The organism is Peribacillus sp. Hz7 (genome assembly GCF_042136355.1).
In the GTDB taxonomy this organism is placed as follows: Bacteria; Bacillota; Bacilli; order Bacillales; family DSM-1321; genus Peribacillus; species Peribacillus asahii_A.
Genome location: NZ_JBHHJV010000002.1, coordinates 432,905 through 449,303, shown reverse-complemented (window position 1 = coordinate 449,303; position 16,399 = coordinate 432,905). Strand labels below are relative to the sequence as shown.

At 37.3% G+C, this 16,399-nt stretch carries 18 protein-coding genes; 12 read left to right on the top strand and 6 right to left on the bottom strand.

Annotated elements, in window-relative coordinates:
* Positions 1 to 434: 434 nt before the first annotated feature.
* Positions 435 to 872 carry a GNAT family N-acetyltransferase gene (locus tag ACE199_RS05790; RefSeq protein ID WP_375348937.1) on the top strand — a complete coding sequence of 146 codons (438 nt, stop codon included), beginning with the start codon at positions 435 to 437 and terminating at the stop codon, positions 870 to 872.
* A 291-nt stretch (positions 873 to 1,163) separates the two neighbouring features.
* On the opposite strand, the gene ACE199_RS05785 is transcribed toward ACE199_RS05790, so the two are convergent.
* Positions 1,164 to 2,288, bottom strand: a complete 1,125-nt coding sequence (locus ACE199_RS05785) for an NADH:flavin oxidoreductase (RefSeq protein ID WP_375348936.1) — start codon at positions 2,286 to 2,288, stop codon at positions 1,164 to 1,166.
* 148 nt (positions 2,289 to 2,436) lie between these two features.
* On the opposite strand from ACE199_RS05785, the gene ACE199_RS05780 reads away from it, so the two are divergent.
* Positions 2,437 to 2,640 carry a hypothetical protein gene (locus tag ACE199_RS05780; protein WP_252290719.1) on the top strand — a complete coding sequence of 68 codons (204 nt, stop codon included), beginning with the start codon at positions 2,437 to 2,439 and terminating at the stop codon, positions 2,638 to 2,640.
* Between the two features lie 500 nt (positions 2,641 to 3,140).
* Here the strand turns inward: ACE199_RS05780 and ACE199_RS05775 are convergent, their stop codons facing one another.
* From ACE199_RS05775 to ACE199_RS05765, 3 genes are all read right to left on the bottom strand, one after another.
* Positions 3,141 to 4,241 carry a GerAB/ArcD/ProY family transporter gene (locus ACE199_RS05775; RefSeq protein ID WP_375348935.1) on the bottom strand — a complete coding sequence of 367 codons (1,101 nt, stop codon included), beginning with the start codon at positions 4,239 to 4,241 and terminating at the stop codon, positions 3,141 to 3,143.
* Between the two features lie 512 nt (positions 4,242 to 4,753).
* A complete protein-coding gene (locus ACE199_RS05770; protein ID WP_375348934.1) occupies positions 4,754 to 5,887 on the bottom strand; it encodes a zinc-dependent alcohol dehydrogenase in 1,134 nt (377 codons plus the stop codon).
* A gap of 108 nt (positions 5,888 to 5,995) precedes the next feature.
* A complete protein-coding gene (locus ACE199_RS05765) occupies positions 5,996 to 6,139 on the bottom strand; it encodes a hypothetical protein (RefSeq protein ID WP_164853276.1) in 144 nt (47 codons plus the stop codon).
* Between the two features lie 279 nt (positions 6,140 to 6,418).
* Between ACE199_RS05765 and ACE199_RS05760 the strand changes: the two genes are divergently transcribed.
* Positions 6,419 to 7,276, top strand: coding sequence for an MBL fold metallo-hydrolase (locus tag ACE199_RS05760; protein WP_375348933.1), 858 nt, complete (start codon positions 6,419 to 6,421; stop codon positions 7,274 to 7,276).
* Positions 7,277 to 7,551: 275 nt separating this feature from the next.
* Positions 7,552 to 8,433: a patatin-like phospholipase family protein gene (locus ACE199_RS05755; RefSeq protein WP_375348932.1), complete on the top strand. Its 882-nt coding sequence runs from the start codon at positions 7,552 to 7,554 to the stop codon at positions 8,431 to 8,433.
* 21 nt (positions 8,434 to 8,454) lie between these two features.
* On the opposite strand, the gene ACE199_RS05750 is transcribed toward ACE199_RS05755, so the two are convergent.
* Both ACE199_RS05750 and ACE199_RS05745 read right to left on the bottom strand, forming a co-directional pair.
* A complete protein-coding gene (locus ACE199_RS05750) occupies positions 8,455 to 8,832 on the bottom strand; it encodes an SA1362 family protein (RefSeq protein ID WP_127761318.1) in 378 nt (125 codons plus the stop codon).
* Positions 8,833 to 8,927: 95 nt separating this feature from the next.
* On the bottom strand, positions 8,928 to 9,863 hold the full coding sequence (locus tag ACE199_RS05745; RefSeq protein ID WP_252290698.1) for a DUF1385 domain-containing protein: 936 nt from the start codon (positions 9,861 to 9,863) through the stop codon (positions 8,928 to 8,930).
* A gap of 178 nt (positions 9,864 to 10,041) precedes the next feature.
* Between ACE199_RS05745 and ACE199_RS05740 the strand changes: the two genes are divergently transcribed.
* The 8 genes from ACE199_RS05740 to essB all read left to right on the top strand — a co-directional run bounded on the left by ACE199_RS05740 (position 10,042) and on the right by essB (position 16,389).
* Positions 10,042 to 10,557, top strand: a complete 516-nt coding sequence (locus tag ACE199_RS05740; RefSeq protein WP_375348931.1) for a YqhR family membrane protein — start codon at positions 10,042 to 10,044, stop codon at positions 10,555 to 10,557.
* Positions 10,558 to 10,630: 73 nt separating this feature from the next.
* Entirely contained in the window at positions 10,631 to 11,077 is a 447-nt protein-coding gene (gene aroQ, locus ACE199_RS05735) for a type II 3-dehydroquinate dehydratase (RefSeq protein WP_127761315.1), read from the top strand.
* Complete coding sequence (locus ACE199_RS05730) at positions 11,078 to 12,139, top strand: M24 family metallopeptidase (protein WP_127761314.1); 1,062 nt, start codon at positions 11,078 to 11,080, stop codon at positions 12,137 to 12,139. It abuts the gene before it with no gap.
* 25 nt (positions 12,140 to 12,164) lie between these two features.
* Positions 12,165 to 12,722, top strand: coding sequence for an elongation factor P (efp, locus tag ACE199_RS05725; RefSeq protein WP_127761313.1), 558 nt, complete (start codon positions 12,165 to 12,167; stop codon positions 12,720 to 12,722).
* Positions 12,723 to 13,077: 355 nt separating this feature from the next.
* Positions 13,078 to 14,070, top strand: coding sequence for a zinc-dependent alcohol dehydrogenase family protein (locus tag ACE199_RS05720; RefSeq protein WP_375348930.1), 993 nt, complete (start codon positions 13,078 to 13,080; stop codon positions 14,068 to 14,070).
* Positions 14,071 to 14,439: 369 nt separating this feature from the next.
* The gene (locus ACE199_RS05715) at positions 14,440 to 14,733 is read left to right on the top strand and encodes a WXG100 family type VII secretion target (RefSeq protein ID WP_375348929.1); all 294 of its coding nucleotides are present in this window, start codon (positions 14,440 to 14,442) and stop codon (positions 14,731 to 14,733) included.
* A gap of 79 nt (positions 14,734 to 14,812) precedes the next feature.
* Positions 14,813 to 15,052, top strand: coding sequence for an ESX secretion system protein YukD (gene yukD, locus ACE199_RS05710; protein WP_375348928.1), 240 nt, complete (start codon positions 14,813 to 14,815; stop codon positions 15,050 to 15,052).
* A gap of 14 nt (positions 15,053 to 15,066) precedes the next feature.
* Positions 15,067 to 16,389: a type VII secretion protein EssB gene (essB, locus tag ACE199_RS05705; protein WP_375348927.1), complete on the top strand. Its 1,323-nt coding sequence runs from the start codon at positions 15,067 to 15,069 to the stop codon at positions 16,387 to 16,389.
* Positions 16,390 to 16,399 lie beyond the last annotated feature (10 nt).

Sequence of the window (16,399 nt, the reverse complement as noted above, 5' to 3'; positions counted from 1 at the left end):
TTCCCGTAAGGGAGCGACAGTCAGTGGTGCACCTTGGTCGTTGGAGTCAGACTAACGGATGGGCTCTAACGCACCATAGTTCATCGACCTTCCTCTCCCAGCCGTAGAATCAGTATTGACGGTTCTGAACCATTTTCATTCTCTGTGGTGAAGCGCTGATCTTTGCGCTTCATGAATGGCTAACGGGTAGCGTTTCCTCAATAAGGTCTTTGGAATGTTCATTCGCAAAACAGGGGCAATAGGGAAAGAACGTTATTAATGTCTTTTAAGATTATCTTGAAATCGAGTCTTCTGTTAAAGGGCGCTTTCCTGAAACAAGGATTAGCGTCTACTTCTGTTTTATGGTACATTTTACATATTAAGGGGATTGGTTATTAGAAAGTGAATTGAAGATGAGTATAATTACAGGGAATTTTCAAGAGGTGGTTTTTATTATGAGTAATCCAACCATAAAAGAACTTCAAACACGTGATGAAATCATTAAAGCCTTTCCAGTTATGAGACAGTTGCGAACACATCTTGATGAAGGTTCTTATCTTGAATTGGTCAGTGAAGCACAAGAAAAAGAAGGATATAAAATGTTTGCCTTATTCGATGGCAACGATATAGTTGCCGTTATTGGTTTCCGGCCAATGATAACTCTTTATTATGGAAGATTTATTTGGGTTTGTGATTTAGTTACAGATGCCAATAAGCGTTCGAAAGGGTACGGTGAAAAACTACTTTCATATATTCATAAATGGACGAATGCAAATAAATACGAAAGTGTTGCCTTATCTTCGGGATTACAGCGTATAGATGCACACCGTTTTTACGAAAATAAAATGGATTATAACAAAGTAAGTTATATATTTAAAGCGGATCTAAAATAAGTAAGATTTTCAATTAAAGGACGCTTTCCTGTAATAAGGATCAGTGCTTTTTTCATTTTAGGGCTAGAGTGTGAAGGAATGTACTTAAAGTAATGGGGAGTTTAGTTGAACAATCATCATTAGCTTTTATTCCACAATCGGAACATTCTTTGGAATAAAGTGATACTTTATGTAACCTCCAATAGGGGTCCTATTGGACCCCTATTGGAGTTATATACAAAGATTATGCTTCACTGTAATTACTGAAGATGTTTAGTTGCAAACTGAAAAGATGCGTGTTCTTACATGTAATTAAAACAGGTGTTTCTCGGATTCCTTAGTGTAATGCAATATTTGATCAAGTTTACCATTTTTGAGTTTTACCGCCCATTCTGAATCAGCGAGCAGTGCACGGCCGACTGCTACATAGTCATATTCGCCTGCTTTGATTTTTTCATCTATAATTGTGAGATTGTCTTCAATTGTTATATTATCATTATCATGATTGCTCCGATATGCGCGGTTAATTCCGACAGACCCAACCGCAATCGTTGGTTTTTTAGTAATTCGTTTAGTCCAGCCAGCTAAGTTTAAAGATCGATCTTCATCTTTAAATTCAGGTTCCCATATTCGTCTTGTAGAGCAATGGAAAATATCTACGCCAGCATCAACCAAGGGGGTAAGCAATTGTTCAAGCTCATTAGAGTTCTTAGCTAATTTAGCTTCATAATCGCTTCCTTTCCATTGTGAATAACGAAAGACAATCGGAAAATCAGGCCCAACTTCTTTCCGGCAAGCACGAACAATATCTGCCGCAAATTTCGTTCGCTCTCCTAGATCCCCACCATACTCATCTTTACGCTTGTTCGTTACTTCCCAAAGAAATTGATCAATTAAGTATCCATGCGCTCCATGCAATTCAATTCCGTCAAATCCGATGCGCTTAGCATTTGATGCAGCTTCGGCATATGCATCAATCATTTCAGTGACTTCTTTTTTCGTTAAAGCCTTTATTTTATCATTTCTGCGGCCTTTTAAAGTAAATCCAGACGGACTCACAGGAGGTGAGTCAATATTTGGTACACTGCCTGCTTTTCGTGCTGCACCTACATGCCATAATTGTGGAATGATTTTGCCACCTGCTTGGTGGACTTCAGTAACTACATTTGACCAGCCATTTAAGGCGTCCTCACCATAAAAATGGGGAATATCGGCGCTCGCTACTGCAGCTGGGTGGTTGATCGCTGTCCCTTCAGTTATGATGAGTCCAATCCCATTCTCTGCACGTTTGCGGTAATATTGTGCAACATTTTCCCCTGGGACACCTTCCGGCGAAAAGTTTCTTGTCATTGGGGCCATCACTAACCGGCTTGCTAACATTTCATTTCCAAACGGTACAGATTGTAACAAAGTATGACCTACGTACTTTTGATTCAAGGCCAGCACTTCCTTCCATTAATTCATTTTATCACGATACCTTTATTTTACAATTCCGCTATACAAATATAAACCGATAAGTCCTATGTTTTTACTAATATCAATCTTTATTATAAGAGATTAATACTTTTTCAAAAGAAAAACGACTATGTTTTTATTAAGTACCACTCTTCTTAAAGGGGAGCTTCTTCGAAAGGAATATACAGGCGGTGCTGGTGGATATGGCTCGCAAGATAACAAAGAATATGTGGATTTTATGAAACAAATTATAAAAAAAGAGTTTCGAAGTGGAAATTATGTAGTAAATGGTGTTGCTGATTTTTTCATTCTAATAAATGAGGAAACTAAATAAGGGATCTCATATAAAATAAAAGCACAAATCGGGTTTAAAGTTAAATCAATGGTTAAGAATTTTTAAGTTTTGTTGAACTAGAGGACGCCATTCTTGAGGTGGTGTCCTGTTTGAATTGGGGACAATTATTGAACAAGGAATGTTGATTTTTTTAATATCTGCGTGAACTTAATAAAAGAGAGCTTGTATGACCTCAGTGCGAAAAGGCATCTTTTTTTAGGCACCTTAAGTAAGCTGGTTGAAGGCTAAATTTTCTGCTTAAGTTCATTCTATGTCGATGTCTTAACAAAGGTTGGGTAATAGCCCATTTTTAAAAAGAGCAAGGTGAAGTTGTTTTGTTCATGGATGGTGGAGTCACACCTTGCTCAAGAATATTATTTTTCCCATTAGTGGTTAGTGGATATATAAATTTTGGAAATAAATCATATTTTAGTTATTCCAGAATAGGGCCATATTGTTGAACAGCACCTTTAAAGAAATTTGGATATCTATGTAACAGTTCAGGTAATTTCGGTTCTTTTACGTTTTCTTTTCCTAACAACAGCAATCACTAATAAAAACAAAGGGACAATCGTTTGTATCAATAGTGCGTATAGAGGAAAGGACCCGACAAGAAAATGTTGCAATCCCATTGTATTAGGAATTGACCAAAAGCCGAATGCTACAATCAGGATCCCTAACGGCCATACAATGGGTCGGTAGTCCGAAAGATTCAGCCACTGTGCGGTACCTAAAGCTGCTGCATAATAAAATACAGAAATTTTGACAAACGCCCCTGCTACCCAAATAGCCATGACGACGGACTCTAAATGTTCAAAAAAGTCGGCGATACTGATGTATCGAGATATGTTAAATAAGGGATAAGACCTAGAGGCAGTCGCTGATCCGAGTACAAAAAGAACGATAAGATTGACTACAATTAACAACATCATCACGGCAAAAACACTTATCATTCCGTATTTCATTCCTTTTTTCTGATCCGCTAAAAAAGGCAGGAGAAAAGTAATCAGAAAAAATTCTGTGAACCAACCACCAGGCACAATCGCACCCTTGATTAGAGGCAACATCCCATTTCCCAATATCGGGAATATGTTCTTAAATTCAAAATCAGGGAATGCTAAAATAATTAAGAGGAGGAGTGGAACTATAAAAACAGGTGAAAATAATTGAGCAACCCTCCCCAATACTTCTAAACCTCCGTGTACCACTAAGGCACAGAGGAATACCATCGATACCATGATCACGCTAATCGGAGTAGTGACTAGAAAAGAGTTAACAACAAAATCTGCGTACTGTCTTATAATAAGTCCTGTGCCCTGGATATAAAAAAACAAGAATAAAATACTAATAATTTTTCCTGCGTACCGACCCATGATGTGTTCACTGAATTGGATAACCGTTTGTTTCGGATACAATTTGTGCAGTTTATAAGCAATATACACCGTCACATATCCGATAAGAGACGCCAAAATGGGTGACAGCCATAAATCATTTTTGGCATATTTCGCCGTAATGCTTGGAACCCCAAGAATAGCGGTAGCCACAATCGTAGGAAACATCATGATGGCCATCTGTAGAGATGAGATTTTGCCTTTCTCCATTATCTTTTCCTTCCATTGATTGTTAATTACTTTCTTCAAAGATTAATGTAACCCAAGAGTGTGGAGACTATCCCCTGTAATACCCAAGGTTCGTACAGCTCTTTAAGAGGTCGCTGCCCTTTATTTCTAGTAAGGTAGATTATGTCACAAAGGGTACTCACCTCTTTTGGACTGATAGTTGTAATTATGATAATTTTCTTATTTCAGAAAAGGGTGCGATAGTTGAAGAAGAATCAGGTGGTTTATAGAATAAGGTCCGTTTCAGTTATTCCATTAAAGGGCGCTATAACGGAGTAAGGATCACAGAAATAATCAAACTTTTTTATAAAAATAAGATTTAAATCTACTAGATAAGAATCCATTTTGATCAATCTTTTTTCAAAATGGATTCTTTTTATTTATCGCAAAATACCGGTTTGTGAGGTGCTTTTGATTAAACTTTATTTTAAAGCTCCAAAAGCCGATTAGAGAGACATTTCTTTAATCGGCTTTTTCATGTATTAATACCTAACCTAAGGCTTTAAAATGACTTTTATACAATCCTCTTGTTTATTGTTAAAGATTGTATAACCATGTGCGGCTTCCTCTAGTGGAAGCTTATGCGTAATAATAGCAGTCGGATCAATTTTCCCTTTTACAATTTGTTCGTATAGGGTTGGCATATAGCTGCGAGCATGAGCTTGGCCCATTTTTAATGTAATATTTCGAGTGAAGAATGGCCCTAATGGAAACATATTATATAATCCGCCATAAACCCCTGTAAGTTGAACAGTCCCGCATTTTTTTACAGCTTTTGTGGCGATTTGTATAGGTCCAAGCGTTCCTCCTTGCAGCTTTAATTTTTGTTCGACATATTCAAGCGGTGATTTTTTTCCATCCATACCGACACAATCAATAACAACATCGGCTCCTCCTTTGGTTAATTCTTTTAAGGTTTCGCCCATATCATCATATTGTGTAAAATCGAAAATCTCGGTTCGATTCATTTTTTTTGAATGGTTTAGTCGATAGTCGAAATAATCAACTGCAATGACGCGTTCGGCTCCTTTTTGCCAAGCAAATTGTTGGGCCATTAAGCCAACTGGTCCACACCCTAATACGATAACGGTATCTCCTTTTTTGACACCAGCATGTTCAACACTCCAATATGCGGTCGGCAAAACATCTGATAAAAATAAAAGCTGTTCGTCCTCTAGTTCACATTCTTCAGGGATGAGAAAAGGTGTGTAATTTCCGAATGGAACTCGAAGATATTCAGCTTGTCCTCCTGGATAATTTCCAAATTTTTCGGAGTATCCAAAATAACCACCGGAGTCATAGTGAGGGTTTGCATTGTCACATTGACTTTCTAAATGTTGGTCACAATACGGGCAAGTCCCGCAGGCAACAGTAAATGGAATGACAACACGGTCTCCTTTTTTTACTTTTGTTACGTCTGGTCCCACTTCTTCTACAATTCCCATTGGTTCATGACCAATGACATAACCGATAGGGAGTGGAAAGTTTCCTTGGTACAGGTGCAAATCTGAGCCGCAAATAGCGGTCGAGGTGATTTTGACAATCACATCTTGAGAGTCAACAATTTTAGGATCCTCCACTTCCTTTACAGCGATAGACTGCTTACCCTGATATGTTACAGCTTTCATAATCGGCAGCACCTCCTAAGTCAATTAAGATTCCTTTTTATGATTGAAAAAAGAGTAAACCAAAACAGTTTACTCTTTAAGAAAACTCTTTAGTTTTCATAAAATAATTTACTCTTTTATTCCTTGAAGCCACTCTTGATAACATTCATCGCATAGTGTTTCATCTCTATGTTCGTTTGTAACATGGAACGTTACATGATGAATTCCATTTTCTTGAATATCACTTGTGCAATAAAAGCATTTTTCACTCATTATAATTTCCCTCCATAAAAAGTAAGTGTTAGTAGTTTGAGACGCTAGAGCGTTTTTTATGCAGATATAGTGAGGGGGATTGGAAAGAAAATATTTTCATAAATGTTTTGGTGAATTTATTAGGATGAGGGATATACGTTCTAGTGAATATTATCATTCATAATGATGTTCAAAATGCTCAGAAAGCACTGAAGATGCAATATTAGCCTCTTGCATAAATAGAATATATGGTGAAAAACTATCCTTGATTTTCAATTTAAAATAGCAAGGAGTCTTTTCATGGAGAACAATCTTTCATATGGAAGTGATTATAAATATATTCCTGCAACGTCAATAGGTAGTGGCATTGGTATAGAGGTGTTTCCGGATTTGTTTTGTTATACAGTGCAAATCGTCAATGTTATTTTAGTTGGTCATCCTAATACTAAAGAATTTGTATTAGTAGATGCGGGGATGCCTGAATCGGCTGATAAAATTATTGAGATGGTTGAGGAACGTTTTGGAGAGAATAGCCGGCCTAAAGCTATTGTTCTAACACATGGTCATTTTGATCATGTAGGGGCTATTATTGAGTTGGTCAAGCATTGGGACATTCCTGTATATGCTCATGAATTAGAATTACCTTTTCTAACGGGAAAGATGAGTTATCCTAAACCGGATCCGACTGTAGAAGGTGGGATGATTGCTAAAATGTCACCGATGTTTCCTAATGAGCCGATTAATTTGGGGAATCAAGTAGAAGCGCTTCCTGCTGATGGAAGTATTCCTTATATGGCTGGGTTCCGTTGGATTCATACACCAGGGCACACCCCCGGTCACGTATCTTTTTTTAGAGAGGAAGATAAGGCTTTAATTGTCGGCGATGCGTTCGTTACAGTAAGACAGGAGTTTCTTTATAAAGTACTAGCACAGGAGCAAGAAATCAGTGGTCCTCCTAGATATTTTACGCCGGATTGGGCAGCAGCATGGGAATCTGTAAAGAAATTAGAGGCTTTAAGACCATCTGTAGCTATAACAGGTCATGGTTTGCCGATGATTGGTGAACTATTAACAGATAGTTTGCAAATGCTTGTACGTGAGTTTGACCGTATTGCTATTCCGGATCATGGGAGATTTATTAATAAAAATATTCATTGAATCAGCTGATTTTTTATTACGGTCCTGTTTTACATAGTTCATTCTTATAGAAGAAAGCCTCCTGCTCGTGTGACAACGCAGTCTCACACGAGCAGGGGCCCTCAATCGTTTTATTAACAATCTTGTTTAACACATCCAAAGGAAAAACAAAGGTTTCAGCCCCCTATGAGTGAGCTTAGTTGAAACGTTTATGACCTGGTTGTTCTCATATTAAACTGTCATAATTTTTCTCCCCCTAGATTAAAAATGTAGAGAGCATCTAGGGGAGGGCAATTATGATTATTGATGGGGTTTTTTCTGGAGGAGGTATTAAAGGATTTGGTCTAGTTGGTGGACTGCAAGTTTTAGAAGAGAGAGGATATACGTTTCAAAGAACAGCTGGAACGAGTGCAGGGTCAATTATAGCAGCGTTAGTAGTTGCTGGCTATTCAAGTAAACAAATTGAAGAACTCTTTCGAAAAATAGATACCGATGATTTGTTGGATCGTCGGCGCGGTTGGTCACAACTTCCCTTTGCTAAATGGTTACTTCTTTATTGGAAGTTAGGTTTATATAAGGGAGATGCGTTAGAAGCTTGGGTTGCGGAGCAACTTAAGATGAAAGGAGTAGTCACTTTTCAAGACATTCCACCAAACTCTTTACGAATTATCACTTCAGATATTACGAATGGTCGTTTAGTCGTCCTACCCAATGATTTAAGTCATTACGGGATTGAATCACAATCCTTTTCGGTTGCAAAAGCGGTGCGAATGAGTTGTAGCGTACCTTATTTCTTTGAACCTGTAAAAATTAAAACGGGGAATCAAACGAATGTATTTGTCGATGGTGGTGTTCTTAGTAATTTCCCGATGTGGTTATTTAACACAGATCGTGGAACAAGGGAAAGACCGGTTGTCGGTTTGAAGCTAACAGGTGATGAAGTGGGGAAAGCCCATGAGGTAGATGATCCAATCGAGATGTTTACAGCTTTGTTCAAAACGATGACAAATGCTCATGATTCTCGTTATATTTCTAAAAAACATGTAAACAATATTGCCTTTATTCCAATGAAGGGGATCTCTGGTTTAGATTTTAAATTGAATGAGGAAAAGAAAGATGAGCTGATTCAAAGAGGTCGAGTGTATACAACTCAATTTTTGAAAAAGTGGAGCTATTGAAGAAAAGAAAAAATCGGGCTGTTAAAAGGAAGCCCGATTTTTTTTCTTATTTTTTTTGCCTTCAATAACGGTTAATTGTACATCCGATTTCTTACGAGCTTTAAGTTTATATAATGATTTAGCAGAGGACATGTTTGCTACATTATTTTGTTTCGGCTTGATTGTGCGTTCTTTCGTTCGTTTTTTAGATTGTCGCACAGCTTTTCTAAAAGCACGTTGCTCTTTTGGATTGGCTTTTCCTTGTATTAATCGAAAAATGAGATAAAAAATCCCTGCAAAGACGGCTAGCATGGCAATTTGTTTTAAAAACCCAATCGTGTTTGTTGTAAGCTGACTAATTAAACCGAGTGCACCAAGGGCAATGATACCATAAATGACATAGGATACTATACGATTCAACAAAGACACCTCCATATGAGCATCATAAGCTAATATAGCTTGTTTTAAACACTGTTTTTTACAAATTTTAGAATAAATTATTAAATGTATTTATTCTAGACAAGGTTGTTTGATTCTAACCCTTGTTCGGTCTCTCTCTCTAAGCGTAATAATTCATTGAATGAGGCGAGAGCGACTTCTACTTGATCATCGGTTGGTTCTTTTGTTGTTAACAGTTGAAGCCATAATCCAGGATAACCTAGGAAACGAAGGAAAGGAATGTCTCTTACTTTATTCGTAATTTGCAATACTTCAAAGGCTACTCCAAGTACAACTGGAATGAGTAGAATTCGGTTGACAACTCTTACCCATAGTGGATCGGTTGGTACGAGTAAATAGACAAACATTCCAACGATAACAGTGAATAAGATAAAGCTACTGCCACAGCGATAATGGAGACGAGAACTTGCTTGAACATTAGCGATAGTTAATTCCTTGCCTGCTTCAAAGCAATTGATGACTTTGTGTTCAGCACCATGATATTGGAAGACTCGCTTGATCATAGGGGTCATAGAGACAATATAAATATAACTGAGTAACAATATAAGTTTGAAGACGCTTTCTATAATAATTTGTGCGACATCGCTTTGGAAAATCGGTCTTGTCAGTTCAGCCAGAAAGACTGGAATGAGCGTAAATAATAATTTTCCAAATAAGAAGGACAGCACACCGATAACCGCGACCCCTAGCCATAAGCTTAGTTTGGAAGGCTCTTTTGTTTTTTTCGGTGTTTCATCATTTTCCAATTGCTCAGTGGAAAAATTTAGATGTTTAGAGCCCGTTGAACTTGCTTGAATAAGGGCAATAATTCCGCGTACAAAAGGTACTTTCTTTAAAGTATTCATCATAGGTGTTGATTTGCGTGGTAGATGATAGTACGCAATTGTTGAATCTGTGCGGCGAACAGCGGTTACAGTATGATGTTTACCTCCAAACATAACACCCTCTACGACTGCTTGCCCTCCATAAACAGGTTTTTGAACCTCAGACATTTCTACACCAACCTAACAGTAATTTCACGTTGTTTGCTCGTGATTGCTAATATGAGTTTTATATTTCCATCATACCGAAAAAAGTGAAAAACCTCTAGTATAACTCATGCGTTCGACATAAAAAAAGAAAATATTTCAAAAAAATCGAGGACATACTACGTAGTGGAGGTGTTTTTGTATGTCAAATAACAAAAATCGATATTATAGTAAAGGTACGCTTATAACGAATGTGTGGATTATCGGATTGGTTGGCGGTATGTTGGCAAGCTTTCTTGGGATTGTGTCCCATTATTTTCACTTTATGGAGTTTAGCCCGAACTTTATTTTAACATCGTGGTCGAATCGAGATTGGGTGAAAGCATGGCAAGGTTCATTAGTGACCATTCTTTTGTTTGGGATTATATCCATTATCATTGCTTTTATATACTATGCGTTGTTTAAGAAAATGAAGAATACGATTGCCTATATACTATTTGGTATTCTTTGGTGGGTTATTCTTCTTTTTGTCTTTGGACCAATATTTAATGATTTACCGTCTGTTGCAAAAATGTCTTCAGACTCTATTGTTACAAGTATTTGTATTTTTGCTCTATATGGTGTCTTTATCGGTTATTCTATTTCTTTTGATTATCAAGAGTATATGCATGAACAAACGGAACAAATTGAAGAAACGGAGCCTCAACCAGGCAGCTAAAAAATGGAGGAACACCTGAAATAAGTATGGTAAAATGATACTGCTCGGTATTTCAAAAAAGCAGGTGTGGAACATGACAAGAATTCTATTAATAAATGGACCAAATTTAAATCGCTTAGGAAAGCGTGAGCCAGCTCATTATGGAAGTGCGACACTGCGTGATGTAGAGGAAGGCTTACAAAAGCAAGCAGAAGCTTTGCAAGTGGAATTAAGTTGTTATCAGTCCAATTATGAAGGCGCAATTATTGATAAATTGCACTGGGCTGAGGACGAAGGGATCAATGGAATTATTATCAATCCAGGAGCCTATACGCATTACAGCTATGCGATTCGAGATGCGATTGCTGGTATCGATGTTCCTGTCATTGAAGTACATATTTCTAATATCCATGCTAGAGAGAGTTTTAGACATCAATCCGTTACGGCACCCGTTACAGCCGGGCAAATTGTTGGCCTTGGCGTACAAGGATATAACTTAGCAATGCAGGCAATTGTAAACATTGCAAAGGGGAGAAGCTAAATGGAAAAACTAACTCGTTTACGTGAGGCTATGGAAAAAGTCAATGTGGATGGTTTACTCATTACAAGTTCTTATAATCGCCGATATATGACTGGTTTTACAGGAAGTGCAGGTGTTGTCTTAGTTTCCTTAAAAGAAGCAAAGTTCATTACAGATTTTCGTTATGTAGAACAAGCGGGCAAACAAGCACAAGGGTATAATATCATTCAGCATAAAGGAACACTTATTGAAGAAGTAGCTAAGCAAGTAAAAGAAATGAAAATTGAAAAGCTTGGTTTTGAGCAAGAGTATGTTACTTTTTCAGCTTATAAAACTTATGAAAACGCAGTTAGTGCTAAACTTGTCCCTATCTCAGGCATTATTGAGAATTTACGCTTGATTAAGACACCGTCAGAGATTAAGATATTAAAGGAAGCGGCTGGCGTTGCAGATCGAGCATTTACACATATTTTGGACTTTATTCGTCCGGGTATTACCGAGCTTGATGTTTCGAATGAGTTGGAGTTCTTTATGAGAAAAGAAGGAGCTACTTCGTCTTCTTTCGATACAATTGTTGCATCTGGGGTCCGTTCAGCGTTGCCGCATGGTGTAGCTACAGATAAAATTATTGAAAAAGGCGACTTTGTTACATTAGACTATGGGGCATATTATAATGGATATGTGTCTGATATTACTCGAACAATAGCAGTCGGTGAGCCGAGTGAAGAACTTATAAAAATTTATGACATTGTTTTAGAAGCGCAACTTCGTGGAATGTCTGGCATTAAGCCAGGTATGACTGGCAAAGAAGCAGATGCATTAACTCGAAATTTCATTGTAGAAAAAGGGTATGGTGAATATTTTGGCCATTCAACTGGGCATGGAATTGGTCTTGAGGTTCATGAAGGTCCAGCTTTATCGATGAAATCAGATACTATTTTGCAGTCAGGAATGATTGTCACGGTTGAACCAGGGATTTACTTACCTGGCGTTGGCGGTGTTCGGATTGAAGATGATACGATGATTACGATAGATAGCAATGAAGCACTGACCCATTCGACAAAAGAGTTAATTATTCTTTAAACATGTACATGTAGGAGGACAACAAATGATTTCTGTAAATGATTTTCGTACAGGCTTAACAATTGAAGTAGATAACGGTATTTGGCAAGTTATCGATTTCCAACACGTAAAACCAGGTAAAGGGGCTGCGTTTGTACGTTCTAAACTTCGTAACCTACGTAATGGCTCAATTCAAGAAAAAACATTCCGTGCAGGTGAAAAAGTAGCGAAAGCACGTATCGAAAACCGTAAAATGCAATATTTATATGCGAGCGGTGACAGCCATGTATTCATGGATAATGAATCTTATGAGCAAATCGAGCTGCCAGCATCAAGCATCGAGCGCGAATTAAAGTTCTTAAAAGAAAACATGGAAGTACACATCATGACATTCAACAGCGAAACGTTAGGTGTTGAACTTCCGAAAACAGTTGTTCTAAAAGTAGCAGAAACAGAACCAGGCATTAAAGGAGATACATCTTCTGGCGGTACAAAAACAGCTGTTCTTGAAACAGGTCTTTCTGTTCAAGTTCCTTTCTTCATTAATGAAGGAGACGATTTAATCATTAATACAGTTGAAGGTACGTATAATTCACGTGCTTAATAAGAAACAAACAAAAGAGTCTAAGATGAATCATCTTAGACTCTTTTGTTTGTTCTAAAGGGTCCTTGTATAATTGAACAATCCTCTCAATTGAGATTGAATATTTGTGTGAAAATAGAAAGAGAATGTATTTAAACATATGCCGTTTAGTTGAAGGTGATATAATTAAATAAAGTGAAACTTCCATCAGTGGGGGTTTTCCTTCATCCCCACTGATGGTTAGTTGAACCAATCGGACCTTTACGGGCAGTTGTCCCCCACCTATCTTCTTTGTTTTCTCATAAGCTTGAGGTGGGGGTCTTACTGCCCGTTAAGTGTGGGATAAATCTGATTTATATGAAGGAGACTTATAGTTTTGGATGCGAAATGTATTAAATTCTACGAATTTGGTAGTCCTCAAAATGTATTAAAAGTTGAAGATAAAAGTATAGAACCACCAAAAGATCATCAAGTCCTTGTTCGAATGTTAGCCCGACCTATAAATCCTTCTGACTTAATACCGATCAGAGGGGCATATGCTCAGCGGATTTCTTTACCGAATATTCCTGGTTATGAAGGAGTGGGGATTGTAGAAGATGTAGGTCCTTTAGTTTCTAAAAACCTTATTGGTAAGCGTGTTTTACCTTTACGTGGGGAAGGCACTTGGCAAGAGTTTGTTAAGACATCAGCAGAATTTGCAGTTCCTATACCTGATTCTATTGATGATTTTACGGCAGCACAGATGTATATCAATCCAGTTACAGCTTGGGTAACTTGTACGGAAATTTTAAAATTACGACCGAATGATGTTTTATTGGTTAACGCGTGTGGTTCTTCTATTGGGCATATTTTTGCTCAATTATCGAAGGTTTTAGGTTTTCGATTGATTGCAGTTACTAGGAATAATAAATATACAGAAGATTTACTTCATCTAGGTGCTTCTTATGTCATAGATACTTCTAAAGTTCCACTCTATGAAACAGTTATGGAATTAACAAATGGAATTGGTGCAGATGCTGCTATTGATTCCGTTGGAGGGTCATTTGGGAACGATTTGGCTTTTTGTGTGCACCCTAATGGTAATTTTTTAACTATCGGTCTGTTATCAGGGGTACAAGTAAACTGGGCAGAAATTATAAGTAAAGCAAAAGTGCATGCTAATATGTTTCATTTACGGAATTGGAATAAGAATGTCTCAGCAGATAAATGGCAGGAAACCTTTAACCGCTTGATAAATCTAATAAATGATAAAAAATTACGTTTGATGATGGTAGATTCTAAGTATGACTTGTCGAATGTAAAAAAGGCTATCGATGTTGCTGAATCTTCTAAAGAAACCAAAGGAAAAGTATTTTTAACAAGTTATTAAGTCGATTATTTTTAAAGGGTGTCATACTTCAAAAAGGAAGTATGGCCCTTTTTATTTCAAAATATGCTCTTTCTATGCCTCTGCGCGTGTGAGAACGTAGTCTTTGCACGCATAGGAGCCAAAAATCGTTCCGCCAACTAGATGGAATGCGAGGATGTCCAAAAATCAAATTGGATTTATATAGATTTTTAGGGAATATCAACTAAAATTAAGCGTAAATTCCTATTGCGATAAAATTACTAATCTAATATAACTATTAATGCCTTGGGTAATTATAACTGTTATTCCTTTATTAACTAATCTGTTATTGACCGTGCAGAATAATGTTTCTTACAATTAACGTATTATCAAAGAAGAGGAGAGATGTATATGTCAGGAATTATTCGTGTAACGCCAGCAGAGTTAGAAAGCATGTCTGCCCGCTACAATAGTGAGAGCAGTCAAGTAGGGGAACAAATTGTCCGTTTAAATTCAATGATTAAAGAATTAGAAGGAGCTTGGGAAGGGGAAGCTAGTAGAGCATTTAGCGAGCAATACGAGGCATTACGACCTTCATTTATTCAAATGCAGCAGTTGCTTGAAGATATCGCTGTTCAGCTTAGCAATACGGGGAAAGCTCTTGCAGATGCTGACAATCAAATTGCAAGTCAAATTCGTGGTTAACTTCATCTGAAGTCTATGAAGTAAAGGAAGAGCGCCCATTCTATTGGAGGAAGGCGCTTTTTCGTTTTGAGGTGAAAAAATGTATATTGAAATAACGATAGACTTAAAGCATTATACCAGTGAAGTTTTTGATTTACGTCTATCGGATTATCACTCTGTAAAAAAAGTAATCGATATTGTTTGGCAAGCCAAATCTATTTCTGAATCGCCTAGAGAAGGTTATTGGGTGCGGATACCGAACAAACGCCTTGTCCTTTCAGGAACAGAAAGGTTAATAGATCGCGGAATTACTACAGGAGACCGTCTTGAAATTATATAAGGGAGTATCCAAACATGTCAGAAAAGAAACAATCTTATCTCGAAAAGCAGCTTGAAGCGGTCATAAAAAAAGAAAAAAATACGGTTCAGATCATTTTCCAAAGAGAAAAAATCAGGTTAGATGATGCACTAGAAATGGAAATGCTTAAGTATAGTGATTCTTCCATCAAGAAGGAAATAACATTAACGGAGGCTGAATTAAAACTTAGTGTTGAAACACCCTCAGGCTATCTACCTTTTACTCAATTAAAAAGGAAAGATGAGAAGAGCCGATGGATTTTTGCTTCGCAGCTTATTAAAAAGGTCGAAAATCATTCCTTGAATCGATTACATGTTATTGTATGTCCGGAAAATATTGTAGTTGATGAAAGTTTAACCCCATATTTTCTTCACTATGGGGTAAAGGAGAGCTTGCCGCCTTATGAACAGGATGAAGAAAGACTATTACAGGAATTAAGAGCAACGGTGGCGGAAATAGTCGATAAAAAGTATAGTTTTTTTCAATATTTATATTTATATCAAACGCTCGAACTTTCCCCTATTGCAGCCAAAATACTGGCTGCCAGTAATATAAATGAACTCCAAGAAAGGATTCGAGAGCATTTGACCGTCTTAGAGCAGAGGGCAAAGGAGGAAATCACGGTTACAAAGAAAAAGTGGAATGTGACCCGTTACACAGCTCTCGGTCTTCTTATTGCGTTGGTTCCTGCGCTTCTATTTAGTTTGTATACCCTCGTACTCGCTCAACCAAAACAGTCAGCATTCATTAATAGTCAGGAAGCTTTCTTGAAGAACCAATATAGTGAAGTAATTAATTCTTTGTTGGACTACGAGGTTGAAGATATGCCAAATGTTGTTCAATATCAATTAGCACAGTCATATATCATGATTAGTAAGGATTTAGAGTTAAAGGATCACCAAAAGGATACTTTGCAACAGGTTATTACATTACAAACTGATCCACAATATTATGATTATTGGATTCAAATTGGAAGAGGTAATGCGAAGGAAGCTCTTGATATTGCCTATTCTCTAGAGGATATATCCGTCATTATATATGGGCTATATCAATATAAAAAGGAAGTAAAGGCCGATGATGAGTTAAAGGCAGAAGAAAAACAACAGAAGCTGAAAGAGATTCAGTCTGAATTAGATGAATATGAACGAGAATGGGAAGAAGAACAAGAAAAAAGGGAAGCTGAAGAAAAGGCGAAAAAAGAAGCTGAAGCCAAAGTGAAGGCTGAGCAGATTCAACAAGAGAAAAGTTCTCAAAAACCTAAAGAATCAAAAGAATCGCAAACAAAGAATACGGAGTCATCTGAATCAAATTCAAATTAGGTAGATATTA